The 26,736-nt window shown below is 36.8% G+C and carries 24 protein-coding genes; 22 read left to right on the forward strand and 2 right to left on the reverse strand.

Going from position 1 to position 26,736, the window contains the following annotated elements:
• Positions 1 to 303 precede the first annotated feature (303 nt).
• The 7 genes from UtA1_RS09700 to rbsB all read left to right on the forward strand — a co-directional run bounded on the left by UtA1_RS09700 (position 304) and on the right by rbsB (position 7,980).
• The gene (locus UtA1_RS09700; protein WP_096550862.1) at positions 304 to 1,977 is read left to right on the forward strand and encodes a formate--tetrahydrofolate ligase; all 1,674 of its coding nucleotides are present in this window, start codon (positions 304 to 306) and stop codon (positions 1,975 to 1,977) included.
• 368 nt (positions 1,978 to 2,345) lie between these two features.
• Complete coding sequence (locus tag UtA1_RS09705; RefSeq protein ID WP_026019150.1) at positions 2,346 to 3,326, forward strand: LacI family DNA-binding transcriptional regulator; 981 nt, start codon at positions 2,346 to 2,348, stop codon at positions 3,324 to 3,326.
• Positions 3,323 to 4,204, forward strand: a complete 882-nt coding sequence (rbsK, locus tag UtA1_RS09710; protein WP_016839422.1) for a ribokinase — start codon at positions 3,323 to 3,325, stop codon at positions 4,202 to 4,204. The genes UtA1_RS09705 and rbsK overlap by 4 nt, the downstream gene beginning before the upstream one ends.
• Positions 4,201 to 4,590, forward strand: coding sequence for a D-ribose pyranase (gene rbsD / locus UtA1_RS09715; RefSeq protein ID WP_016839423.1), 390 nt, complete (start codon positions 4,201 to 4,203; stop codon positions 4,588 to 4,590). Before rbsK ends, rbsD begins: the two co-directional genes overlap by 4 nt.
• A 28-nt stretch (positions 4,591 to 4,618) precedes the next feature.
• The gene (locus UtA1_RS09720; RefSeq protein WP_096550863.1) at positions 4,619 to 6,109 is read left to right on the forward strand and encodes a sugar ABC transporter ATP-binding protein; all 1,491 of its coding nucleotides are present in this window, start codon (positions 4,619 to 4,621) and stop codon (positions 6,107 to 6,109) included.
• Positions 6,102 to 7,040 (forward strand): ribose ABC transporter permease, encoded by a 939-nt coding sequence (rbsC, locus tag UtA1_RS09725; protein WP_016839425.1) that lies wholly within the window; start codon positions 6,102 to 6,104, stop codon positions 7,038 to 7,040. The genes UtA1_RS09720 and rbsC overlap by 8 nt, the downstream gene beginning before the upstream one ends.
• Before the next feature lie 13 nt (positions 7,041 to 7,053).
• Complete coding sequence (rbsB, locus tag UtA1_RS09730; protein WP_096550864.1) at positions 7,054 to 7,980, forward strand: ribose ABC transporter substrate-binding protein RbsB; 927 nt, start codon at positions 7,054 to 7,056, stop codon at positions 7,978 to 7,980.
• A 57-nt stretch (positions 7,981 to 8,037) separates the two neighbouring features.
• Here rbsB and UtA1_RS09735 read toward each other — a convergent pair whose 3' ends face one another.
• Positions 8,038 to 8,448, reverse strand: a complete 411-nt coding sequence (locus UtA1_RS09735) for a DoxX family protein (protein WP_096550865.1) — start codon at positions 8,446 to 8,448, stop codon at positions 8,038 to 8,040.
• 405 nt (positions 8,449 to 8,853) lie between these two features.
• On the opposite strand from UtA1_RS09735, the gene UtA1_RS09740 reads away from it, so the two are divergent.
• The 15 genes from UtA1_RS09740 to UtA1_RS09810 all read left to right on the forward strand — a co-directional run bounded on the left by UtA1_RS09740 (position 8,854) and on the right by UtA1_RS09810 (position 25,047).
• Positions 8,854 to 9,897, forward strand: coding sequence for a DmpA family aminopeptidase (locus tag UtA1_RS09740; protein WP_096550866.1), 1,044 nt, complete (start codon positions 8,854 to 8,856; stop codon positions 9,895 to 9,897).
• 279 nt (positions 9,898 to 10,176) lie between these two features.
• Complete coding sequence (locus UtA1_RS09745; protein WP_232019827.1) at positions 10,177 to 10,923, forward strand: M15 family metallopeptidase; 747 nt, start codon at positions 10,177 to 10,179, stop codon at positions 10,921 to 10,923.
• Entirely contained in the window at positions 10,920 to 11,714 is a 795-nt protein-coding gene (locus UtA1_RS09750; RefSeq protein WP_016839430.1) for a M55 family metallopeptidase, read from the forward strand. Before UtA1_RS09745 ends, UtA1_RS09750 begins: the two co-directional genes overlap by 4 nt.
• Positions 11,715 to 11,734: 20 nt before the next feature.
• Positions 11,735 to 12,808, forward strand: coding sequence for a mandelate racemase/muconate lactonizing enzyme family protein (locus UtA1_RS09755; RefSeq protein WP_096550867.1), 1,074 nt, complete (start codon positions 11,735 to 11,737; stop codon positions 12,806 to 12,808).
• 19 nt (positions 12,809 to 12,827) lie between these two features.
• Entirely contained in the window at positions 12,828 to 14,651 is a 1,824-nt protein-coding gene (locus tag UtA1_RS09760) for a peptide ABC transporter substrate-binding protein (RefSeq protein WP_016839432.1), read from the forward strand.
• A gap of 113 nt (positions 14,652 to 14,764) precedes the next feature.
• Entirely contained in the window at positions 14,765 to 15,709 is a 945-nt protein-coding gene (locus UtA1_RS09765; protein ID WP_096550868.1) for an ABC transporter permease, read from the forward strand.
• Positions 15,709 to 16,683: an ABC transporter permease gene (locus tag UtA1_RS09770; protein WP_096550869.1), complete on the forward strand. Its 975-nt coding sequence runs from the start codon at positions 15,709 to 15,711 to the stop codon at positions 16,681 to 16,683. Before UtA1_RS09765 ends, UtA1_RS09770 begins: the two co-directional genes overlap by 1 nt.
• An 11-nt stretch (positions 16,684 to 16,694) precedes the next feature.
• Positions 16,695 to 17,735 (forward strand): ABC transporter ATP-binding protein, encoded by a 1,041-nt coding sequence (locus tag UtA1_RS09775; protein ID WP_096550870.1) that lies wholly within the window; start codon positions 16,695 to 16,697, stop codon positions 17,733 to 17,735.
• 4 nt (positions 17,736 to 17,739) lie between these two features.
• Entirely contained in the window at positions 17,740 to 18,687 is a 948-nt protein-coding gene (locus UtA1_RS09780; RefSeq protein ID WP_016839436.1) for an ATP-binding cassette domain-containing protein, read from the forward strand.
• The gene (locus tag UtA1_RS09785; protein ID WP_096550871.1) at positions 18,684 to 19,616 is read left to right on the forward strand and encodes a S66 peptidase family protein; all 933 of its coding nucleotides are present in this window, start codon (positions 18,684 to 18,686) and stop codon (positions 19,614 to 19,616) included. Before UtA1_RS09780 ends, UtA1_RS09785 begins: the two co-directional genes overlap by 4 nt.
• Before the next feature lie 12 nt (positions 19,617 to 19,628).
• The gene (locus tag UtA1_RS09790) at positions 19,629 to 20,387 is read left to right on the forward strand and encodes a serine hydrolase (RefSeq protein WP_096550872.1); all 759 of its coding nucleotides are present in this window, start codon (positions 19,629 to 19,631) and stop codon (positions 20,385 to 20,387) included.
• 12 nt (positions 20,388 to 20,399) lie between these two features.
• Positions 20,400 to 21,209, forward strand: coding sequence for a C40 family peptidase (locus UtA1_RS09795; RefSeq protein WP_016839439.1), 810 nt, complete (start codon positions 20,400 to 20,402; stop codon positions 21,207 to 21,209).
• Positions 21,210 to 22,078: 869 nt separating this feature from the next.
• The gene (locus UtA1_RS09800; RefSeq protein WP_096550873.1) at positions 22,079 to 23,665 is read left to right on the forward strand and encodes an FMN-binding glutamate synthase family protein; all 1,587 of its coding nucleotides are present in this window, start codon (positions 22,079 to 22,081) and stop codon (positions 23,663 to 23,665) included.
• Between the two features lie 183 nt (positions 23,666 to 23,848).
• Complete coding sequence (locus tag UtA1_RS09805) at positions 23,849 to 24,154, forward strand: enoyl-CoA hydratase/isomerase family protein (RefSeq protein ID WP_232019947.1); 306 nt, start codon at positions 23,849 to 23,851, stop codon at positions 24,152 to 24,154.
• Between the two features lie 212 nt (positions 24,155 to 24,366).
• The gene (locus UtA1_RS09810) at positions 24,367 to 25,047 is read left to right on the forward strand and encodes a Dph6-related ATP pyrophosphatase (RefSeq protein ID WP_096550874.1); all 681 of its coding nucleotides are present in this window, start codon (positions 24,367 to 24,369) and stop codon (positions 25,045 to 25,047) included.
• 310 nt (positions 25,048 to 25,357) lie between these two features.
• Here the strand turns inward: UtA1_RS09810 and UtA1_RS09815 are convergent, their stop codons facing one another.
• Complete coding sequence (locus UtA1_RS09815; protein ID WP_016839444.1) at positions 25,358 to 26,653, reverse strand: NCS2 family permease; 1,296 nt, start codon at positions 26,651 to 26,653, stop codon at positions 25,358 to 25,360.
• Between the last annotated feature and the right edge of the window lie 83 nt (positions 26,654 to 26,736).

The following is a 26,736-nucleotide window of genomic DNA, read 5'->3' on the forward strand; positions in this document are numbered from 1 at the left end:
ATCAATTTGGCAAATATCCTTGGCCAGTTGACTATTAAATGCTTGAAACTGACTTGAAGCAAATTTCTATGGGTTGGCAATTATGTTCACAAATTTGACTATGATTCATCCGTATGACTATTATTGCCCAAGCATTGACTATTATCAGCCCCATTTCTAAAAAGTGAATTTATGTAGTAATAATAAAATCCGTCATTAATTAACAAAGCAGACAAAACAAAAACATTATAAAACAAACACTTGTGTAAATAATAACGTTCATAACGAAGAGTAAACTCAATCTGACTAGAAAGAGGAATTAGTATGACAATTACAAAACCATTAACGGATTTAGACATTGCTTATGGTGCAGCATTAAAACCTATTGCAGAAATTGCAGAACAAGTAAACATTCCAGATGATGCACTAGAACAATATGGACGTTATAAAGGAAAAATCGACCCGAAAAAAATTCCGGGTGAGCCTTATGGTAAAGTTGTACTTGTGACAGCAACGAATCCAACACCTGCCGGAGAAGGAAAATCAACGGTTACTATTGGACTTGCTGATGCCTTAAAACAATTAAATCAAAAGGTCATGGTAGCTCTTCGCGAACCATCGTTAGGTCCCGTATTCGGCATCAAAGGTGGAGCAACAGGGGGCGGCTATGCACAAGTGCTTCCAATGGAAGAAATTAACTTGCATTTTAATGGAGATTTTCACGCGATTACAACTGCGAATAACTTAATTTCTGCAGTAATTGACAATCATATTCATCAAGGAAATCAACTAAACATCGACCCTAGAAGAATTATTTGGAAACGTGTATTGGACATGAACGACCGAGCACTTAGAAAAGTTGTTGTAGGACTAGGAGGTCCAACGCAAGGAGTTCCAAGGGAAGACGGCTTTGATATAACAGTTGCCTCTGAAATTATGGCGGTATTTTGTTTAGCAACAAGTATGGAGGATTTGAAAGAACGATTATCCAAGATGTTAATTGGTTACACTTATGATCGTCACCCAGTCTTTGTGCGGGACCTAGGAATTGAGGGGGCATTAACATTAATTTTAAAAGAAGCGTTCAAACCGAACATTGTACAGTCTATTGAAGGAACTCCTGCTCTTGTTCACGGTGGACCTTTTGCGAATATTGCTCATGGATGTAATTCCCTGATTGCTACGCAAACCGCACGGAAATTAGCGGACATCGTCGTGACAGAAGCTGGTTTTGGTGCGGATTTAGGTGCTGAAAAATTTTTGAACATTAAAGCAAGAAAAGGTGAATTCCATCCGGATGCAGTCGTAATTGTGACAACGATTCGCGCATTAAAAATGCATGGCGGAGCAGAAAAAAGCGAGTTAGCGAAAGAAAATATTGAAGCTCTCAGCAACGGAATCCCAAATTTAGCTCGACATATTGAGACAGTAAGAAATTTCGGAATTGAACCGGTTGTTGCTTTGAATCGATTTATAACGGATACGGAGCAAGAAATTCAAACGCTTCTAAATTGGGCGAAATTAAACAATGTCCGCATCGCTAGAACAAATGTATGGGAAGAAGGCGGGAAAGGTGGAATGGATCTAGCCAAACAAGTATTGGAAGTTTTAGACGAACCGAAACAATTTGCTCCGCTTTACGAATTATCCGATTCCATAGAACAGAAAATTACGACGATTGTCCAAAAAGTATATGGCGGGATTGGAGTAGAATTTTCAAATCAAGCGAAAAAGCAATTGAAACAAATTAAGGAAAATGGTTGGGATCAATTACCAATCTGTATGGCAAAAACACAATATTCATTGTCAGACGATCCAACATTAATAGGTCGCCCAATTGGATTTACGATTACTGTAAGAGAAATCATTCCAAAATTAGGGGCAGGATTTTTGGTTTGCTTAACGGGCGATATTATGACAATGCCAGGATTGCCCAAAGCACCCGCCGCATTACGTATGGATGTTGATGAAAAAGGGAATGCAATCGGGTTGTTTTAATTGGAAAACGCTTTGCTATTTAGAGATAGCGAAGCTTTTTTTTATAAAACAACAATTTAAGGACGCCAATCATTATATAGACAGGCTGAATGTAAAGTTGAAATCTAAAGAAATCAGTTGAAAACAAAAAGGTTATTCCATATAATTACAAAATGATGAACAATTTGTGAACAATCGATAATGGTATAGCCTATTTAAAAGAAAAATGACATACTATAAAAGATTATTTCAGGTAATATATACACGTAAATTTTTTGGGCGGTAGATTGTGTAACCGATTACACATTAGGAGGTCAAATGTGTAACCGATTACATATTTTTTCATGAAAATGTGTAACCGGTACCACAATGATTCGAAAGGTGATTGTATGGTAACGATTCATGACGTAGCAAAGCGGGCAAATGTATCTGCAGCCACAGTTTCTAGATACATTAATAAGAATGGTTATGTGGGAAAAAAATCTAGAGAAGCAATAGAGCACGCGATTAAAGAATTGAACTTTGTCCCAAACAATGTTGCAAGGACGCTATCCACTAAACAATCCAATATGATTGGACTCATTATTCCGGATATTAAAAACCCATTCTTTCCAGAGCTTGCCCGTGCTGTAGAAGATACCGCCTACAAATATGGATACACTGTTATATTATGTAATTCGGACGAGAATCCTAAAAAAGAACAACATTACTTTAAAGCTCTTACTCAAGAATACGTGGCTGGTGTTATTATCACATCTACTCACTCAGGAAATGGTCAAGAAGCAACTATTCCAATCGTTGCCTTAGACCGGGCTCCGATTATGGACATCCCATCTGTAACGACAAATAATATACTGGGAACAGAAATGGCCGGCCGCTACATGCTAGAGTGTGGTGCTAAAGAGCTGCTTTTTCTAAAAGGTCCTAAGCAACTTATTTCATCCGAACAGCGTTTGAAAGGTTTCTTAAAGGCTGTTGAAGGAAAAAATATAAAAGTACACATAGTTGAAAGTCCCTATGATTTTAAAGTTGCTGAACATATTACATTCCAATTTTTACAAAAACATTCTACTATTGATGGAATATTTGGCAGTAGCGACGTTTCGGCAATTGGAGCGTTAAAAGCTTGTGAAAAATTGAATAGAAGCGTGCCGAATGATATTCAAATCATTGGTTTTGACGGTATACAGTTAGGAAATTATACAACTCCTAGTTTAACAACTGTTGCCCAAAACATATACAAGCTAGGTGAAACTGCAGCAGAATTATTAATTCAACAAATCGAAGGCAAAAGCATAACTGAGAAAAACATTGTCATTAATCCGGAATTAGTTGTGCGAGAGACGACTCGAAAGGGGTTCTTACAATGATCACGGTGATTGGAAGCATAAATATGGATCTTGTAGTGGAAACTGACACTTTCCCGAAACAGGGAGAAACGGTTCAAGGAAAGCTTTTTACGACGATTCCAGGCGGAAAAGGTGCAAATCAAGCTGTTGCAGCCGCTCGACTTGGAAGTCAAGTTCGCATGATTGGTGCAGTAGGAGACGATAGCTTTGGAATAGAGTTATATAAAAAATTAATGAGTGAAAATATTGATGTTTCAGGCATCGTGAAAACAAATAATTCCACTGGAATAGCAAATATCTTGCTACATAATCGTGATAATCGCATTCTTTTTGTTCCAGGAGCGAATTTTGATTTAAATAAAGAAATTATCGATGCCAATATCCAACTGATTCGAGAAAGCAAACTTGTGATGATGCAGTTGGAAATACCAGCAGAAACGATTGAGTACGTATTCACTATCTGTCAAGAGCATGCTATTCCAGTTTTATTAAATCCAGCACCTGCTGCGAATTTCAAAAAAGAATGGATGAATCAAATTACTTATTTAACGCCAAACGAAACGGAATGTGAATTAATCTTTGGTGCTGATTGGGAAACGGTATTAAAAGAGTATCCAAATAAAGTCATTGTTACTTTAGGTAGTGAAGGTGCGGCTTACTATGATGGATCAAAAATTGTAAGAATCCCTGGATTTAAAACAACTGCTGTTGATACAACAGGAGCTGGGGATACGTTTAATGGCGCATTTGCTCATGCGATTTGCAGTGGAAAATCAATTGATGATGCGGTTGAATTTGCAAACATCGCTGCATCCCTTTCAGTTGAAAAGTTTGGCGCACAAGGCGGCATGCCAACTATAGATGAAGTATTAGCTCGCTTGGGAGGACATGAAGTTTGAAAAAACACGGAATTTTAAATAGAGAATTAGCTGGTCGTTTCGCAAAATTAGGGCATACGGATCAAATCGTTATTGCCGACTGTGGTTTACCAATTCCAGATGATGTACCTTGTATAGATTTATCATATAAGTTGGGAGAGCCGAGTTTTCTTACTATGTTAGAAGTTGTACTTGACGATTTAGTCGTAGAAAGCGCCGTTTTAGCAGAAGAAATTAAAACAAAAAACGCAGAGCTTTCGAAAACATTAACAAACACATTACCGAACATTTCGTATGTTTCACATGAGGAATTTAAGCGATTAACGAAAAATGCGAAGTTCATTATTCGCACTGGTGAAACGACGCCTTATGCCAATGTCATTTTGCAATGCGGTGTGATTTTTTAATAGATTTCTTGAAAAAGTAGGTGATTTCATGATTGAAATGACAGGCATTTCGAAAGCCTTCAATGGCAATGTCGTGTTAAAAGATGTTCGGTTTAACCTTAAAGAAGGTGAAATCCATGCACTAATGGGGGAAAATGGTGCTGGAAAGTCGACATTAATGAAAATTTTAAGTGGCATTTATACGAAGGATGCTGGTGAAATTAAAGTAGATGGTCAACCTGTCAACTTTAAATCTCCTAAAGATGCTGAAAAATACGGAATCGTTGTCATACATCAAGAATTAAACATATTACCTGATTTAACTGTTGCTGAAAATTTATTTTTAGGAAAAGAAAAAACATACGGTCCTTTCGGTATTTTAAAAAACCGAGAAATGGATAGAGAAGCTGAGGAGCTATTATCTAAGTTAGGTTTACACGTGAATCCGAAAACTCGTGCTGGAGATTTGTCTGTCGGAAAACAGCAAATCATTGAAATAGCTAAAGCGATCGCCAGTGACGCGAAGTATATCGTGATGGATGAACCAACTGCTGCCTTAACGGATCGGGAAATAAAAACATTATTTGAAACAATTAATGAACTAAAAGTGAAAGGAATTTCGTTTGTATATATTTCTCACCGTATGGAGGAAATTTTCTCCATTTGTGATCGCATTACCATTTTAAGAGATGGACAATATGTGGGGGAACGAAATATCCCTGAAACGAATTTTGATGAAATTGTTGCCATGATGGTAGGAAGGGAATTGGGCGAACGATTCCCCGAAAGACAATGCGATATAGGAGACATCAAACTGGAAGTCCGAAATTTAACAGTGAAAGGTTTGTTTGAAAATATTTCGTTTAACGTACGAAAAGGTGAAGTGGTTGGTGTTGCCGGATTAATGGGAGCTGGAAGAACGGAAGTAGCTGAAACCATTTTCGGTTATCGAAAAGCACATAGTGGTGACATTTTGATTGATGGTAATAAAGTATCCATTAAATCACCGATTGATGCAATGAAACACAAAATTGGATACGTGACGGAAGACCGTAAAACGAAAGGGTTAGTACTGAATTTTTCCATTCAGGAAAATGTAGCGTTGGCGAACTTAAAGAAAGTTTCCACTTCAGGTGTAGTGAAGAAAGAGAAAGAATTATCCCTCGTCAACCAATATATTGAGCAGTTAAAAATTCGGACATCGAGTCCAAAACAAAGTGCCAAATCATTAAGTGGTGGTAATCAACAAAAAGTGGTTCTTGCTAAATGGCTAGGTACGGAACCTGAAGTATTAATATTAGATGAACCGACTCGCGGTGTCGATATCGGTGCAAAAAAAGAAATTTACCAAATCATTAACGATTTAGCACAAGCAGGTGTAGCGATTTTAATGATTTCATCAGAATTGCCAGAAATCATTGGAATGGCTGATCGCGTTCTTGTTATGCATGAAGGAAAATTAACGGGAGAAGTTTCGAAAGAAGAAATGACGCAAGAAAGAATTATGCATTTTGCAACTGGAGGTGAACAAGTTGTCTAAATCGTCGAAAGAAATAATATCAAAATTAGGGCCATTAATTGGTTTAATTCTTTTAATTATTGTCGTTAGTATATTGAATCCTAGTTTTTTAACCATTTCTAATATCTTCAACGTGTTAAGACAAGTATCAATCAGCGCTATTATTGCATTCGGAATGACCTTTGTTATTCTCACAGGTGGTATAGATTTATCTGTAGGATCAACACTAGCATTAACAGGGGCTGTTGCCGCAAGTTTATTAGCTGGTGGGTTTGACCCAATCCTTTCTATGGGAATTGCTTTAATTCTAGGTCTCATCTTAGGTGCAATAAATGGGGTAATTATTACAAAAGGTAAAGTAGCACCATTTATTGCGACATTAGCAACAATGACTGTTTATCGAGGTTTAACGCTTGTTTATACAAACGGTAAGCCAATTTCAGGTTTAGGTGACCATGCTTCATTCCAATTATTTGGTAAAGGATATTTCTTAGGAATTCCGATTCCAGTTATTACGACATTAATCACTTTTGGTATTCTTTATTTTATTTTGCATAAAACAACATTTGGCCGCCGTGTTTATGCGGTTGGTGGAAATGAAGAAGCTGCGAAATTATCAGGTATAAATGCAGACCGAGTGAAAATTGCAGTTTATGCGATTTCTGGTTTCCTTGCTGCATTATCTGCATTAATTTTAACTTCTCGCCTAAATTCTGCTCAACCAACTGCAGGGCAATCTTATGAGTTAGATGCGATTGCTGCGGTTGTGTTAGGCGGTACAAGCTTAAATGGCGGGAAAGGTTGGATTTTTGGTACGTTAATTGGGGCACTTATTATTGGTGTACTCAATAACGGTATGAACCTCATTGGCGTTTCCTCTTTCTGGCAACAAGTCGTGAAAGGGATCGTAATATTATTAGCAGTTTTACTAGATCGAAAAAAATCTGAATAAGGAGTGGTTAAGAATGAAAAAAATGAAACATCTATTCTTTGTTGTCATTGCAATGTTAGTTTTATCTGCATGTTCCATGAATTCATCTGTGGAACAAAATGATGCTGCAGATGAAGGAACAAAAGAAGGAGCAGTAAAAGTTGGTTTCTCCATTTCTACATTAAATAACCCATTCTTCGTTACACTTAGCGAAGGTGCAAAAGCTGTTAGTGAAGAAAATGGTGTAGAGCTTGTGATTGTAGATGCTCAAGATGATGCTTCTAAACAAGCTTCTGACGTAGAAGACTTAATTCAACAAGGAATTGACTTATTGTTAATCAATCCTGTTGACTCTTCAGCGGTAGGTTCTGCAGTAGAATCTGCAAACGCTGCTGGCATCCCGGTTATTACAGTTGACCGTTCTGCAGATAGTGGTGAAGTGATTTCACATATCGCTTCTGATAACGTAGCTGGTGGTAAACTTGCAGGAGAATATTTACTTGAGCTTGCTGGTGAAGGTGCAAAAGTAGCAATGCTTGAAGGTGTTCCAGGATCATCTGCTGCTCGTGACCGTGGTGCAGGTTTCCTTGAAGCTGTAGAAGGTAAAGTAGATCTTGTTTCTAGTCAAACTGCTAATTTCAACCGTAGTGAAGGTTTATCTGTAATGGAAAATATGCTTCAAGCACATCCTGACATTGAAGCAGTATTCGCACAAAACGATGAAATGGCTTTAGGTGCAATTGAAGCAATTTCAGCAGCTGGTAAAGATATTATTGTAATTGGATTTGACGCTACAGATGATGCTGTGAAGAAAGTTGAAGAAGGCGTAATGGCTGCAACTGTTGCGCAAAAACCAGAGGAAATTGGTAAAATTGCTGTAGAAACAGCTATTAAATATTTAAACGGTGAATCTGTAGAAGAATTCGTACCAGTTGACTTAGAATTAGTTACAAAACAATAATCAATAAAAAGGTAGAACTTAGTAGCATGAATTGCTGCAACGTTCTACCTTTGTTTTTTATCGTACTTTATTCCTTTTTTCTTTTCCTTCTACAATGAAGTTATCAAGAGCAAGAAAACGATTGCTTGCAAAAAGTAAATAAGTAGCCATTGCCATCAAAGCTAAATCAAATTCATAACCTTTGAGGAACCCAACAGCAAATTTCACTGTTGCAATGGCTCCTGCCATCAGAAGAATGAATAAAAAAGCAAATAGACGTATGGAAAAACCAATGACAATGAAAATTCCTCCAATGATTTCAAGACCTGTAACACCATATGCAAAAACTTCTGGGAACGGTAAATTGTAGCTGGCAAATCGGTCTGCTACGGCAGTAATTCCTTCCTGCAATTTTGCTAATCCGTGAACGATGAAAATAACTCCTAGAACAATCCGAAGAATAAAACCTCCAAATTCACTTTTTCTCAATCAAATCTCCTTCCAACTGCTTTTTTACTATCATATTATCGCTCGTCCAAACATAGCACCGTTTCATTCAAATTTTATATCGTTTTATTTTTGCCAATAAAATTACTTGGCAACCTGTTAGTTTTTCACTTTCAGATTGAATCAACATCTTTTCTAGCAAAATATGTTTAATTTAATTATAAATATAGATTATGACGCTAAATAGATATGAAAATGTTTGCAAAAATGAGAAAAATAAAGAGAAGTTGGTTCTATTTCCTTCAAATTTTTCATATTTTTAAAATATATTATTTCAACGATCTGTTTGATTTTAAATCCAGCTCATGTGCTTTTTGTTTCTTCTAATCTTTTCCAAACCTATCAATTCTATTAAAATACATTATAAAAATCGATGGGGGTTGGAATATGAGGAAAAAGATTCGAGAATTTGGAATCACCATTGGAAGATTGCCAGTAGGAGAAAAAAACTGCATAACCGATGTGGAAGGGGTAAAGGTGGGTCATGTGACGCTGGATTATCCAATAGATGATCAAGGTACATATGCATGTACAGGTGTAACTGCCATATTACCGCATGGCGGTAATTTATTTAAAGAAAAGGTAACTGCAGCTAGCTATGTCCTGAATGGATTTGGAAAAACAACAGGCCTTGTACAAATCAATGAATTAGGTGTCATCGAATCACCGATTATGTTAACCAATACGTTTGGCGTTCCAGCTGTCACTCAAGGCACTTTAGAATATATGTTAGAACAAAATCCTGAGATTGGTATCTCAACAGGAACCATTAATATTGTTGTAGGAGAGTGTAATGATAGTTATTTAAATTCTATCCGTGCATGTCCTGTCACACCTGAACATGCCATTGAAGCGATTCAAAATGCATCTGATAAAGTAGTGGAGGAAGGAGCTGTTGGAGCAGGAAAAGGAATGATCTGCTTTGGTTATAAAGGAGGAATTGGTTCGTCATCTCGAATTGTAACGGCTGAGAACCAATCCTATGCAGTTGGATGTTTAGTGTTGAGTAATTTTGGAGAAAGTGTTGAGTTTCGACGTGAGCAATATATAAGAAACCAACGTCAAGAGGATTCCACTCTTAAACCGACAGATGGTTCAATCATCATTATACTAGCAACAGATGCACCGTTAAGCAGCCGGCAATTATTGCGCGTAATTAAACGTTGTGGAATTGGACTAGCTAGAACAGGAAGCCATTATTCTCACGGCAGTGGTGATATTGTAATTGGTTTTACGACTGCTCACAAAATTCCACATTCCACTGATTATATTACTGAATCTAGAATCCAACTACGAGAAGATCATCCAATCATGAATCAATTATTTATTGCTGCTGCAGAAACAACGGAAGAAGCAATTTTAAATTCCTTATCCCAAGCTGTTACAACAACTGGAAGAAATGGACATGTCGTTCATTCATTTAATTGGTAAATAAAATGAATTGGTCCTATTTTCCGTAGAGGAAGCAAAGAATACACGTGCTTGCAAAATGCATTTATTATTCAAACCCTAAGTTTTATAAAAATAGCGAACTAATAATAAAATGATATCAATGAATACTATATATACTTATTTATAATAATTAACCAAAAAGGAACTAGAAAAAAACAAGGAAAGTATGATATATTTCGTTTGAATACAGAATTATCAAAACATTCTGTCATATGGTAATTCATTATGAAAATTTAATAGTATTAACGATTATTTGAGGTGATTTTCATACAGGATTTTCTACTTTCACCCATTAAAGATCTTAAAATTCCATCACAAAAATGGAATCCACAAATACTTGAAGTTCAGGAACCACTTATTAAAGTGCAACAAGTACCGAACCGATTATACATCAGACCTATTTATTATGAACTAATCATTCCATCTAGTATTCAATCAATCTATTTACGTAAGGGAGTTTATCTACGAATCAAGAAAGCTATAGAAATATTGCCTCGTCAGTATAGTTTCATTCTATTCGATGGATTTCGTCCATTTCAGGTTCAGCAATCTCTATTCAATCTGTTTTTAGAAAAAACGAAAATGCAGCATCCTGAGCTGACGGAAGAGGAAATTTTTCAAATCACTTTAAAATATGTTGCGTATCCAAGCATTGAGCCAACACGTACTTCCCCCCATATTACAGGGGGAGCGATTGATTTAACTTTAGGCGATGCGAATGGAAACGAACTAGACTTAGGCACAAAGTTTGATGAAATGAACGAAAAATCAGCAACGAGATATTTTGAAGATCATCCAGAAGAAAATGTTACAGCACTTCAAAATAGAAGAATATTATATAACAGTTTAATCCATGTCGGCTTTACAAATTACGCTGATGAATGGTGGCATTATGATTTCGGAAATATCTCTTGGGCAAGGAGAGTAAATGAACAAGTCGTCCCTTATGGCCCAGTATTAGCAGAACTAGAAAACAATGATGTAAAGGAGTTTCAGTTTATATGAAAGTTTATATTAGTGCAGATTTAGAAGGAGTTGCTGGCTCAACAACTTGGATTGAGACGGAAAAAAATACACCGGATTATGCCCCTTTTCAAAAGCAAATGACAAAAGAAGTTGAAGCCGCAATCGAAGGAGCAATAGCGGGTGGAGCAACTGAAATCGTATTAAAAGATGCCCATGACTCTGCAAGGAATATTGATATTTCAAACTTACCAGTAAATGTGAAAATAATTCGTGGCTGGACAGGGGATCCAATGTGTATGGTTGCTGGATTAGATGAAAGTTTTGATCGCGCCATTTTCATCGGTTATCACAGTAAAGGTGGAAGCCATCGAAATCCATTGGCCCACACATTGGTCGTGAATGCCGATGTGAAAATCAACGGTGAATATGCAAGTGAATTTTTAATTAATGCTTATGCGGCAGCACTACATGGAGTTCCTGTTGCATTTGTCAGTGGAGATGTTGGACTGACAGAGGAAATCAAGGCTGTTAACGAAAATATTGTTACGCTTCCTATCAAGGAGGGAATTGGTGGGGCTACTGTAAGTATTAGCCCTAAATTAGCAATTAGCGAAACAAAGAGATTGGTAGAAGAAGCGATGAAGGTTGATAGAGATTCAATTAAAATAGAGCTTCCAAAGCAATTCAATGTCGAAATTATTTACAGAGATCATACACGTGCATATCGAAATTCTTTTTATCCTGGAGCAAAATTTAAGCCTCATAATACAGTGGAATATGAAACAGATAACTATTTTGACGTTTTACGAATATTGCAGTTTTTAACTTAAATGAATCAAGGTGAGCCAACATGAAAATTACAGACATCAAGTGTTTCGAAGTTGCAGCGCCCCTTATTACACCTTTTAAAACGGCACTTCGAACAGTCGAAAATATTCAAAATATTGGTGTTTACGTTTATACAGATGAGGGAGAAATTGGGATTGGGGAAGCAGCTCCAACGGCTGTCATTACTGGTGAAACGAGAAAATCAATTGTAAACGCAATTGAGCGTTACATAAAACCTGCAATAATCGGATTGGAAATCGAAGAAATTGCGTTCATTATGGAACGCCTTGATCAATGCATATATAAAAATACAAGTGCAAAAGCCGCAGTAGATATGGCTATTTATGATTTGTTTGCAAAGCGTTATAATGCTCCTTTATACAAAGTGTTGGGTGGTTATCGTAAAGAGCTTGTAACGGATATCACCATTAGTGCTAATGATGCACAAACGATGGTCAATGACAGCTTGAAAGCAGTGAAACGTGGTTATCAAATTTTAAAAGTGAAAGTTGGGAAAGATCCTGAAAGTGATGCGGAAAGAGTTATCGCTATCCGAAACGCTGTGGGACCTGACATTCAAATTCGTGTAGACGCCAACCAAGGCTGGTCTCCAAAACAAGCTGTCAGAATAATTCGTAAATTGGAGGATGCAAATGTCAACATCGAATTAGTCGAACAGCCTGTTCACTATGCTGATTTGGAAGGCATGCACTATGTAACAGCTCATACAGAAACAAATATTTTAGCAGATGAAAGCGTTTTTTCAGCAAAAGATGCACTTAAGGTTATTCAAATGCGTGCTTGTGATTGTATCAATATTAAACTGATGAAAACGGGTGGTATTTATCAGGCACAAAAAATTTCCCATATTGCAGAAGCGAATGGAATTGCATGCATGATTGGTTGCATGTTGGAAACAAAAATTAGCGTAAGCGCTGCGGCTCATTTTGCTGCGTCACAAAAGAACATTACGCTCGTTGATTTAGATGGGCCAAGCCTATGTTTGAAAGATCCTATTTCAGGTGGTCCAACATTCGAAAGCCAATGGATTAGAATGTCGGAGGATCCTGGGTTAGGATTTTCAATAGAAAGTTAGAGAAAAAATGGGGGGTTCTATGAAAAAGTATTTACTGTTTTTGCTCGCTTGTATCGTTATGATGCTAACAGCTTGTAGCGATGATGAAGAAACAAAAGATGAATCTGTATTTCGCACAGTATATTCCGGAGAAGTAAAAACGCTCAACTATTTAAAAACATCTGAAACTAATGAATTTGCAGTTGCTGCAAACTTAGTAGATGGATTAATTGAATATGACAAATACGGCATTGTTCAACCAGGTTTAGCTGAATCTTGGGAAACAAATGAAGATGCTTCAGTATGGACATTTAGACTTCGAAAAGGTGTGAAATGGGTAGACCATGAAGGTAATGAAGTAGCTGAAGTAACAGCAAAAGACTTTGTAGATGGATTACATTATGTGCTCGATGCAAAAAATGAATCATCAACTGCATGGATTGCAACTGTTGTGAAGAACGGCAATGCATTCTATGAAGGAGAAATTACAGATTTTTCTCAAGTTGGGGTAAAAGCTTTAGATGAATATACCCTTGAATATACATTGGAGGGACCAACGCCTTACTTTCTTTCCATGTTGAACTATGTATGTTTCTTCCCGGTATATGGCGAGTTTTTAGCTGAAAAGGGAGACAGCTTTGGTACATCAAAAGAAAACCTTTTATACAATGGTTCTTATATTTTAACTGAGTTTGAACCTCAAAATAAACGTGTATTAACGAAAAATCCGACTTATTGGGATCATGAAAATGTGTTAATTGACAAAATTGAATATAAGTATAACAAAGAAGCAGCTACTGTTGCACCAGAATTATTCTTACGTGGAGAAGTGGACGAAGCGGCAATTCCAACTGCCATTTTAGATGATTGGTTCAAAGATTCAGAGAAAAAAGAATTAATTCGTCAAAGTAGAAGCAACTTCTATTCATATTTCTATGCATTAAACTTTAATCCACAATTTGATGCAGAATATGAACCGGAAAACTGGAAGATTGCAGTAAACAACAAAAACTTCCGTAAATCATTATTCCATGCGCTTGACCGAGTTTCTGCTATGTTGACGGACGAACCATATAATCCTGAATCATTATTAAACAATACGATTACGCCTAAAAACTTTGTTGATATAGATGGTGTTGACTATACACAATTAGAACCATTAGCGAAGTTTACAAATAATGATTCATTTAACCCTGACTTAGCGCTTGAATATAAAGAAAAAGCGATGGCAGAACTTCAAGGTAAAGCGACTTTCCCTGTTAAAGTATTAATGCCATATAACTCTGGAATGCCTGACTGGGCAAACCGCTCTCAAGTTATTGAACAACAAATGGAAAATTTGTTAGGCAAAGATTATATTGACATTATTGTTTATGCTGGCCCTTCAACGGGATTCCTTGGAGAAGTTCGGCGACCAGGAAAGTTTGCATTTATGGAAGTGAACTGGGGTCCAGACTATGCAGATCCATCCACTTATACAGATCCATTTACAATAGGTGGAACATATAACAAACCAGAATTAGCTGAAGGATATACTGATACGAATGGTCAACCGATTTATGAAAATATGGTAAACAAAGCGAAAGCAGCAATTGATTTTGCAGAACGCTATGAATTGTTTGCCGAGGCAGAAGCTTTCTTAATCGAAGAAGCATTCGTTGTTCCTTACAAAGTAGGTGGCACTGGATACGTAGCATCTAAATTAAATCCATTTGATGCACAATATTCACCATTTGGGGTAACAATGGAGAAATTTAAAGGGCAAAAATTGCTAGACAAACCGATGAACAACGAAGAATTTAAAGAAGCGAAAGCGCAATGGGAGAAAGAGCGTGCTGAAGCGCTAGCTAAAGCAAGTCAATAATTCACTATGAATTTATTCAATTAATGAAAAGATTCATAGTCGATCTTTGAAGAAGGAGATGGCTAACTTACATCTCCTTTCTTCTCTTATTTAGGTAAACAAGGGGGGTTCTCATGCTAGGATATATCGTAAAACGGCTGTTACAGTCAGTGGTTACACTATTTGTCATTATTACAGTCGTGTTTTTTTTATTACGCTTATTGCCTGAAGAAGGTTATTTAGGTGCCGCTGCTGATAAAATGACACCCGAACAACAAGAAGTCTATTTAACGAATTTAGGATTGCGTGATCCAATCCTCGTTCAGCTAGGAAACTTTTATTTAGATTTATTGCGTGGCGATTTGGGCAAATCCATTACATATCGTACGGATGTACCCGTTATTGATATTATTGCAGATAAAATCGTGTATTCATTTGCATTTGGAGTCGCAGCTGTTGCCTTATCCATTAGCGTGGGCGTTCCATTAGGAATTTTCATGGCTCAATTTAAAGGAAGATGGTTAGATCGGCTTGGGACGGGCTATATTGTGTTCATTGTGGCAGTTCCTTCCATGGTCTATTACTTGCTCATTCAAGTATATATAACGGACTTCTTGAATTTACCTATGTTGTTTAATGAAAACAAGCCCATTACTTGGGTGTTGCCATTAATTTCACTGTCTTTAGGGCCAATCGCTTCTTATGCCATGTGGATGCGACGTTATATGGTCGATGAATTAAACAAAGATTATATTAAACTAGCGCGGGCTAAAGGTGTAAAAGAACGCACCATCATGTTTAGACATGTTATGCGAAATGCTTTTATTCCATTGGCTCAGTATTTGCCAGCAACCATCTTGCTAACTATCACTGGCTCCATTTATATTGAATCTTTATATTCCATACCGGGAATGGGCGGGTTGCTCGTTGACGCCATCCAGCGTCAAGATAATCCAGTCGTTCAAGCTCTTGTATTACTCTTCTCATCTTTAGGGATCATTGGATTATTTTTAGGAGATGTAGCAATGGCCCTTGTTGATCCTCGCATCAAATTCGGCAAAGGGGAGAGTGTTAGCTGATGGGCTTATATTCTGAAGAAATACGCAATATTACGGACAAATCTAGTAAACAATTATTTGAATTTGCGGTAGCAGATGAAAACAATGCAGAAAAAATCGGCTATTCGAATTATTCTTATTGGCGCTCTACTTGGAAGTCTTTTTTAAAAAATAAAGTAGCAGTAAGTTTATTGATTTTAGTTATTGCGATTGTTTTATTTGTTCTGATTCAGCCATATTTACCTAACCAAAAATCGCCAACGGAAATCTACCTGGATCCTGAAACTGGCTACCAAGCCCGCAATGTCCCACCAAACGAGGAATTCTGGTTTGGTACAAACTCCATTGGACAAGATTTATGGTCTCGCATATGGGCAGGAACAAGAACATCGTTATTTATTGGTGTGGTCGTAGCTATTGTTGAGGCGATTATTGGGATTACCATCGGTGCTCTGTGGGGGTATTCAAGGAAATTAGAAGCACCTCTCACTCATGCTTATAACGTGATTGAAAATATACCAACGACGATTGTATTGATCTTAATGTCTTTAATATTACGACCAAATATCACTACGATTATTGTGGCAATGTGTATAACTGGCTGGGTTGAGATGGCAAGATTTATTCGCAACCAAATTGTCATCTTGCGTGACCGTGAATATAACTTGGCATCAAGAACGTTAGGAACGCCAAGTTATCGTATTATTTTAAAAAACTTGTTACCATATTTAATTTCAATCATTATGTTGCGAATGAGTTTAGCTGTTCCTTATGCAATTGGAGCAGAAGTATTTTTAACGTATATCGGTTTAGGGTTGCCTGTAAGTGAGCCATCATTAGGCAACTTAATTAACGAAGGTCGAGTATTAATGATGTCTCCAGATTTAAGATATCAGCTACTATTCCCAAGTATCGTATTAAGTGTGATTACGATTTCTTTCTATATTATAGGTAACTCATTCGCTGATGCGGCTGATCCGAAAAATCACGTATAGGAGGCATTCAAATGGTAAATGAGAAGAACAAAATCTTGTCCATTGAAAATCTAGTCATAAAGTTTACATTGCGTGGACGAGAACTGACGGCTATTCGTGATATATCTTTAGATTTATATAAAGGTGAAAGTTTAGCCATCGTAGGAGAATCAGGTTCTGGAAAATCTGTATTAATGAAATCGATCATAGGGCTATTGGATAAAAACGGTTATATTGATCAAGGGAAAATTTTGTATGAAGATTATGACTTAGCGCAATTTAAAACGGAAAATGATTGGTTGAAAATTCGAGGGAAAGAAATTGCGATGGTGACGCAAGACCCTATGACTTCTCTTAATCCGTTAAAAACGATTGGGAAGCAAATTGAGGAAGCGGTCATTTTGCATCAAGGACTAAAGGGAAAATCAGCCTACGAAAAAGTTCTTCAAATAATTCGGGATGTTGGAATAAAAGATGCGGAAAAACGTTACAAACAATATCCTCATGAGTTTTCAGGTGGTATGCGTCAACGGATTGTGATTGCCATCGCGATTGCATGTAATCCAAAAATATTAATTTGTGATGAACCAACAACAGCTCTTGACGTAACGATTCAAGCGCAAATTTTGCAGTTGTTGAAAAATCTCCAAGAAAAATATCAATTGACAACGATTTATATTACCCATGACCTAGGGGTTGTAGCAAAAGTAGCGGATCGCGTTGCGGTGATGTATGCAGGTGACATTATTGAATTTGGGAAAACGGATGAAATCTTTTTCAATGCAAAACATCCTTATACTTGGGCATTAATTTCATCACTACCACAATTAGGTGAAAAAGGGAAAGAACTTTATTCCATAAAAGGGACGCCGCCGAATTTATTTAATGAAATTAAAGGAGATGCATTTGCGCCACGTAATCCATATGCATTGAAAATTGATTTTGTAGAACGCCCTCCATACTTTAAAGTCAGTGATACCCATTATGCCAAAACGTGGCTGCTTCATCCCAATGCCCCAAAAGTAGAGCCTCCCGAAGTGTTGAAAAAATTTTTTGAAGAAGGGAGACAATAAGCAAATGGCTAATCGCGAAGTAATACTTGAAGTGAAAAATTTAAATGTGACCTTTGGAAAAGGTAAGAAAAAGTTTGAAGCCATCAAAGATGTCAGCTTTCAAATTTATAAAGGAGAGACATTTGGATTAGTAGGAGAATCTGGTTCAGGAAAAACAACGATTGGCCGTGCGATTATGCGCATTAATGAAGTTACAAGTGGGGAGATATTATTTAAAGGAAGGAAAATCAATGGAAAAATCCCTCGTGATTGGGATCGTGAAATCACACAAAAAATTCAAATGATTTTCCAAGATCCAATGGCTTCTTTAAATGAACGGGCAAAAGTGGACTATATCATTAGTGAAGGCTTAATAAATACTAAAAATTATTCCAGTGAAAAAGAACGACAAGAGAAAATAAGAAATGCTTTGCTACAAGTCGGCCTTTTACCGGAATTTGCCTCAAGGTTTCCTCATGAATTCTCAGGTGGTCAGCGTCAACGAATTGGAATTGCTCGTGCTTTAGTGATGGAACCAGAGTTTATTATTGCAGATGAACCAATCTCAGCTTTAGATGTTTCCATCCGTGCGCAAGTATTGAATTTAATGAAACACCTACAACAACAAAATAATTTAACTTATTTATTCATTGCCCATGATTTATCCATTGTTCGCTTTTTCACAGATCGAACGGCAGTGATTTATAAGGGGAATATTGTGGAATTGGCAGAAACAGAAAAATTGTTTTCCAATCCCATTCACCCTTATACCCGTGCATTAATATCAGCTGTGCCTGAACCAAATCCGTATAAAGAACGTAGTAAAAAGGTGGAAATCTATGACCCTACTCAGCATAACTATGAAACAATGCCGCCTTCTTTTATTGAAATAGAAAAGGGACATTTTGTATTGGCAAACGAAGAAGAAATTGCCCGTTACCGTGAAACGAGAAGAATGGGGGTTAGCATGTGAGAATACCAAAATCGTTAAAAAAGGGTGATACGATTGGGTTGGTTAGTGCGTCCAGTCCAACTCCATCTGAAGTGTTGCCTAGAGCCATCAAAGCAATTGAAGACCTTGGCTTTAACGTCGTTGTAGGCGAAACTTGCAAAGAAAGGCATGGATATTTAGCTGGAAAAGATGACTTACGGGCACAAGAAATCAATGAAATGTTCCGCAATCCTGAAATTGATGGGATTTTTTGCATTCGCGGAGGATATGGTGCCCAAAGAATTTTGCCATTGTTGGATTTAGAGATGATTAAAGAAAACCCAAAAGTTTTTGCTGGGTATAGTGACGTCACAGCGCTTCATATTGTATTCAACCAATTATGTCATTTTGTTACATTCCATTCGCCTATGCCATCTACGGAATTCATTAAAGATGAAATGGACGATTATACGTGGAATTCGTTTTTGACAAGCGTCATGGATACAGAACGCACGGATTATTTTTTAGAAAATGCACCTGGGAATCCCGTGAAAGTATTAGTACCAGGTGAAGCGACTGGTGAATTGGTTGGCGGCAATTTGACATTGGTGGCTTCATCATTGGGCACTCCTTATGAAATTGATACGAAAGGAAAAATATTATTTTTAGAAGATATCGATGAATATGAGCGAAGTGTTGATCGAATGCTTACACAATTAAAACTTGCAGGTAAACTGGATGATGCTGCGGGCATTTTGCTGGGAGCTTGGACAAATTGTGGTCCACAAAATCCAGATAAGCCTGAACAAAGTTTACGATTGCACACTATATTTGAAGAAATATTAGTTCCGACAGGTAAACCGATCTTAATGGACATTACATGTGGTCATGTGCTGCCTACGATGACGCTGCCATTAGGCAAGAAGATTTCATTTAATACCGAATTGAGAATGATAAAAGTAATGGGGTAGGTGGCGATTAGGATGGAGCAAATCCGAACCTTGCTAGATGAAGCAGATTGTAAGGTGCATCTTGTTGTGAAAGATTTGAAAACGGATCAATACCTGATTGCTGAAAAGATGGATGAAGTCTTTCCAAGTGCGAGTATTATAAAAGTTCCCATTTTATTAGCTGTATTGCATTATGTACAAGAAAATCAATTTTCTTTAACAGATGTAGTAGAAATTTCACCAGAAAATAAAGTGGATTTTAGTGTAATCACGGAGCAAGACTTAACATCCTGTACCATCTATGAGTTGCTATTATGGATGATTATTACGAGCGATAATTCTGCAACAAATGAACTCATTGATTTACTTGGTTTTGAAAAGTTGAACCATTATTTTAAGAAAATCGGTTTGGCTCATACAAACCTGGAACGCAAAATGATGGATTTTGAAAAAATAAATCTTGGGTACGATAATGTGACGACTGCGAGAGATATGGCACATTTATTTTCATTGATTTATCAACAACAATTATTAATAGACGAATTTAATAAAATAGCAATTGATATTTTGTGCAAGCAAAGAGACTATGAACGCTTAAAGAGATATATAGCGGACGTCCGGATTGCCCATAAAACAGGCAGTTTGGATACGGTTTGTCATGATGCAGGAATTGTCTATCATCCAACTATGGACTATTTGATCGGAGTTTTTCTAACGGAATTAAATGATTTTGAATTCGGAAAGCGATTCATCGGCCGCATTTCCAAAATCGTATATGACTATTTCGAATAGGGGGGATACCCTATGAAAGCAGTTGCAAGTGATATGATTGTACCCCTACATAAACACCCGTATTCTACTTCTGAATGTGTTGACGAAGTATTATATGGCATGGTTGTTGAGATACTCGAAGATTGTGGCACTTGGGTACATGTTCAAACCGCCTATCGATATAAGGGGTATTGTTTAAAAGAAAAATTGCTCATCAATGAAGGAAAAGCTGGGCAATGGGATAAAGAAGCAAAACATGTCATCATTCAAAACTTCGCAGATATTTTAGCGGAACCAAAAATTCAAAGCGCGAAAATCGCTACATTAGTGAAGGGATCTTCTATTTCATTAGTGGAAGATTCGAGTTTGAATCCAGAATGGGTTAAAGTAAAATTGGTGAATGGCGAGATTGGTTATAGTCGCTCTTATTGGATACGTGAAAGAATTGTAGAATTGGATTCTGAGGAAGCGTTTCGAGAAAATGTTGTTCAAACTGCATTGAGCTATTTAAAGGCGCCTTATCGTTGGGGAGGAAAATCGCCGCTGGGAATTGATTGTTCTGGATTATGTTCTATGGCATACATGTTGAATGGTGTTTATATTTACCGAGATGCACAAATTGTAGAAGGTTTCCCAATCAAGGAAATACCCTTTGAAAAAATACAAAAAGGCGACTTGCTTTATTTCCCTGGACACATCGCCATGTATATGGGGAATGGACTGTATGTTCACTCCTCGCTTGGAGGAAATGAGGTAAGCATCAATAGTTTAAATGAAAAGGATTCGAACTATCGAAAAGATTTAGCGACTTCTATTACTGCAGTGGGGAGTTTATTTGGATAGGTTGTTTTTCGTGGCAGTCTAGAATTTTGTTTAGACTGCCCTTTAATTTTGGAGATGAAATATTGTAAAGGTTGGCTATATCTTTCATAGTTTGACTTTGCATGATTTTGTAGTAAGGACGGTTTTATTTGTTTGGCTATTAAGAGCATTACTTTGACTATTATCTTACGGATTTTGACTAATATGTGTTAGCAATTGACTATTATCGGATTTTATAGGGTCGATTTTGAGCTGCTTGGCTATTAAGTATGTTACTTTGACTATTATCTTACGGATTTTGACTAATATGTGCTAGCAATTGACTATTATCGGATTTTATAGGGTCGATTTTGAGCTGCTTGGCTATTAAGTATGTTACTTTGACTATTATCTTACGGATTTTGACTAATATGTGCTAGCAATTGACTATTATCGGATTTTATAGGGTCGATTTTGAGCTGCTTGGCTATTAAGTAAGTTACTTTGACTGTTATCTTTTGGATTTTGACTAATATGTGCTAGCAATTGACTATTATCGGATTTTATAGGGGCGATTTTGAGCTGCTTGGCTATTAAGTGTGTTATTTTGACTATTATCTTACGGAGTTTGACTATTAAAAGCAAAGTTTTGGCTATTATTTAAATATTTGAGGGAACGATTTATTAAGTAATTTGTAAAATCAAGATATATTTTCCAAATGTTTAATGTATAGATTTTATTGGCGGATCAGATTCTAGAAGCAGCAGATTTTTAGTCTAAATTCTTTCTGACAGAAATGAAGAAAATACATCATCGGAATTCTCGCAACTAAAATTGAATAGTTTCCATATGATTGAGAAATCTAAACTATAGGGATTTTTTCAATTAATATTGTTTGGAGGTATCCATATTGAATCTTGCAGATGTGCTGATTGTAATTGGTTCGGTACTAATAGGCTTCCTTTTATTCATTCTTGTCGTGATTGGATTATATCTATATTTTATTGACCGGACGCAAAAGCAACATCCTGTACTTCGCAATTATCCACTAATTGGGAGAGCCCGTTATTTATTTGAAACGATTGGTCCTGAATTGCGCCAATATTTATTTAACAATGATACTGAGGGGAAGCCATTTTCACGTATCGAATATCAAACTATTGTCAAATCGGCAAAATATAAACGGGATGTAATTGGTTTTGGTTCACTTCGAGATTTTGAAAAACCCGGTTTTTATATTCGCAACTCCATGTTTCCTAAGTTAACAGAAGAATTAAAAATGGACGATGAAAAAATAAAGACAAAAAGATACCTCTTAGTGAAAGAGCCTTTATTTGGCCAAAGAAAGGAAATATTTGAAGATCATGTTTCAAAGGCATTTTTATTACATGATGAAGATGCAATTGTCATTGGAGAAAAAACGAAACATCCGTTTATTGTGAAAGGGCAAATCGGCATGTCTGCTATGAGTTATGGTTCCTTAGGAGATCATGCCATTACTGCCTTATCAGAGGGGTTAGGATTAGCGAAAGGGACATGGATGAACACTGGGGAAGGAGGGCTTTCGGAATATCATCTAAAAGGTAATGTCGATATTATTATGCAAATCGGCCCTGGTTTGTTTGGTGTGCGAGATAAAGAAGGAAATTTTAATTGGGATGCATTATTGGAAAAAAGTCAGATTCCACAGATTAAGGCATTCGAAATTAAATTAGCTCAAGGTGCGAAAACACGCGGTGGCCATATCGACGCTGAAAAGGTGACAGAGGAAATTGCAAGAATTCGTATGGTGGAGCCGTTTAAAGCAATCGATAGTCCGAACCGATTTAAAGAGTTTAATGATTTCCCTTCATTATTTGAATTTATGGAACAAATTCGAGAAAAAACAGGAAAACCCGTTGGCATGAAGGTAGTTATTGGAAGCCCCGATGAATCAGAAGCTTTAGCAAAAGCGATAAAAGAGACTGGAAAAGGTCCCGATTTCATTACGGTTGATGGTGGGGAAGGTGGAACAGGTGCATCCTTCCAAGAGTTAGCAGATAGTGTCGGATTGCCAATTAAATCCGCCTTGCCATTAGTTCACAGTGCATTAATCAATTACGGTGTACGGAATCAGGTGAAAATCATCGCTTCCGGCAAACTGTTCTCTGCAGATCGGATTGCGATTGCCTTAGCCATGGGAGCGGACCTTGTCAACATCGCACGTGGATTTATGATTACGGTAGGATGCATCCAAGCATTAAAATGCCATTCAAATGCTTGTCCTGTTGGAGTTGCAACGACAGACGCTGATTTGCAAAAAGCTCTTGTCGTTGATGAAAAGAAATATCGTACGGCTAATTATGTCATTACCTTAAGGGAAGGACTTTTCCGTATAGCGGCTGCTTGTGGTCTTGAATCGCCAATCCATTTCAAACCTGAACATGTTGTATATAAAGATAATAAAGGACGTGTAATTTCATTAGAAGAGATGTATCAATCATTACTAAAAAGTTGATGAATACAAGAAAAAATCGTGGTTATAAATCAATAAGAGGAAATTATGTTCCAATAGTTGAACATAATTCCTCTTTTTTTCAACATTAAAAAAACATTAGGAGTTATAAATTTAACAAAATAAGGGATCTGTTCAGTTGATGCAACTTTTGCACATCCCGAAATAAAATTTGGAGCTCCTCCTATTTTTACTCCACTTCGCTGGATAGTTGGAGAAGGAATTGCGAAGGATATTTGTTTTACAGGAAGAATAATTGATGCAAAAAAAGCGTATGAAATTGGATTAGTTAATTACCTTGTGGAAAGTGATCAAGTATTAAATAAATGTATTGAAATAGCTAAACAAATTTTAGAATCTCCTGCTGAGACTTTACGATTCACAAAAAGTTATATGAAAAAACATGCGGAGGAAAGTTTTGAAAGAGCCTTTAAAATTGAACATGATCAAGCATTTAAAGAGGTATTGTTTAAACAGCTTATGAAAAAATGATGAATCAAAAATAAAAGGGAGTCATATTTAAAATTAATGCTCTATATACAGCCAGTTTCGAATTCAAACTGTTTGTTTCTATATAGCAAATTGTAACTATAGAAGTAGAGCTATTTTACACTTTAATTCGTTTTTTTGTTTTTCGAAGCACTGAGTCTATAAAGGGTTTATAATAAATAAGAAAAAACATATATTGAAAGGCTGAAACGATAGTGAATGATTGGCTGGAAAGAGTAAAAAATAAAAAATTTATCGCATCCTTTAGCGGGGGAAAGGATAGTATGCTTGCTTTATATAAAGCGAAGCAAGTAGCAGAACCACTTGGACTAATTGCAATGCTGGATGAAACAGAAGAACATTCCCACTCGCACAGACTGACTCCTGAATTTTTAACTGCGCAAGCTCAAGCTATTGGTTATCCCATTTATTCACGGGGAGCAAGCTGGACAACATATGAACAACATTTCATTGAGCTATTACAAGAGGCGAAGAAAAAAGGTGCGGAAGTCCTCGTGACTGGAGACGTGGACGTAGCATATGAGGGAACATGGCACGCAGATGTCACAAATAAAGTAGGGATCACATTAAGCATGCCCCTTTACCTTAAAAATCATCGTTCGCTAGTTGAAGAATTTATTGATTTAGGCTTTATAGCTATGGTGACAACCGTGAATTTATCACTCGGTATGCGTATAGAAGACTTAGGAAGAATCTTGACTAGAGACTTCTTGGACGAGCTTCAGCAAAGATCTATTGATCCTTGCGGCGAAGGGGGCGAGTTCCATACAACGGTGATCGATGGTCCAATATTTTCAGCCCCTCTTCAAGTTCAACCGTTGGACATTATTACACATGAAAATTATGCATTTTTGCCATTGAAATTAAAAGCGTAATAATGAAAACCTTACATTTAGAAGTGCCTCTCTAAATGTAAGGTTTTGATATTTTTAAAATAAATGGTGTAGAAGTTCTTTTGAAAGCCGTTTTTCATTGTAATCAGCATGAAGGACTACAACGAAAATACTCTTAATATAATAGATAAAGTGTCGATGATGGGATTGCGTGTAAAATACAATTGCCTGTGAAATTTCGCAGTAAAAAATTTCACAGGCACTTTCATTCAGAGGAGGGTTTCTATCAGCATTTTTTTAGACTATTCTATGTAGTGGTTATTACTTTTGACATCACTCATCAATGTGTTTCTTAGATGAAAAACGCAAAATATAAAATAAATAGAATACAAAGTAAATACATCATTGGATGAACTTCTTTAAAACGTTTTTGAGCCATTAAACAAATGGGATAAAGGACAAACCCTAATCCAATACCAATAACTACGCTAGACGTAAGTGGCATCATAATTATTGTTAAAAACGATGGAATTACAATTTCTAACTTTGTCCAATTGATTTTACGGATTTCCATTGCCATTAAGGCACCGACAATAATTAATGCAGCGGATGTCACTTCCGCCGAAATCACACTGACAAGCGGTGAGAAAAACAACGCAACTAGGAAACACGCTGCAATGACGACAGATGTAAAGCCCGTTCTTCCTCCGACAGCAATACCAGCTGACGATTCAACACTTGTGGCAGGAGTTGAAGTTCCTAGAATAGCACCAAATACACCGGCAAGAGAATCAGCAAGCAATCCTTTACCTATATTCGGGATTTTACCATCTTTGACCATGCCAGCTTGGCTTGTTAATCCAATTAAAGCACCAGCCGTATCAAAAAAGGCAACAATTAAAAAGGTAAAGATGACTGTCAACATTTCAGGTGTAAATATTTCATCTAAGTGATTAAACACGACACCAAAAGTTGGTTCAATACTTGGGATACTTCCAATGAATGATGAAGGAACTTCAATTAAGCCGCACATCATACCTATAATGGTTGTTATACACATTCCATAGAATATGCCGCCATTGATTCCACGCACTAATAAAATAATTGTGATAGTGAGTCCAACTATTGCAAGCAGAGTCATCGGTGAAGTCAAATCTCCAATGGAAACAAATGTGTCTTCATTGCTTATAACAATACCACCATTTTTTAAACCGATAAACGTGATGAAGAACCCGATTCCGGAAGCGATGGCGTATTTTAAATCTGATGGAATAATCGTAATAATTTTTTCTCGAACTTTCATTAAACTTAATAACGTAAAAATAATGCCCGCAACAAAAACCCCAGTTAGTGTAATTTTCCAGTCAATCCCCATTCCAATACATACGGAAAAAGTAAAGAAAGAATTCAATCCCATACTGGGAGCTATGGCGATGGGAAAGTTAGCAAGCAGCCCAATAAGTAGTGTACCAATGATGGCAGTAAGAGCTGTTGCAGTGAATACTGCTCCTTGATCCATCCCAGATTGGCTCAAAATAAGCGGATTAACGATTAAAATATAGGCAAGGGATAAGAAAGTCGTAATCCCTGCTAATGTTTCTTGTTTATAGGATGTATTTCGTTCTGTAAATTTAAAAAAGTTTCTCATGATGTACTCTCCTAGTTTTATCAAAGAATATATGAAAGCAAGTTTACAGCTAATAGATTTCCCCAATAAAAAAACTTTGGCGA

The sequence above is a fragment of the Ureibacillus thermosphaericus genome (assembly GCF_002370195.2).
In the GTDB taxonomy this organism is placed as follows: Bacteria; Bacillota; Bacilli; order Bacillales_A; family Planococcaceae; genus Ureibacillus; species Ureibacillus thermosphaericus.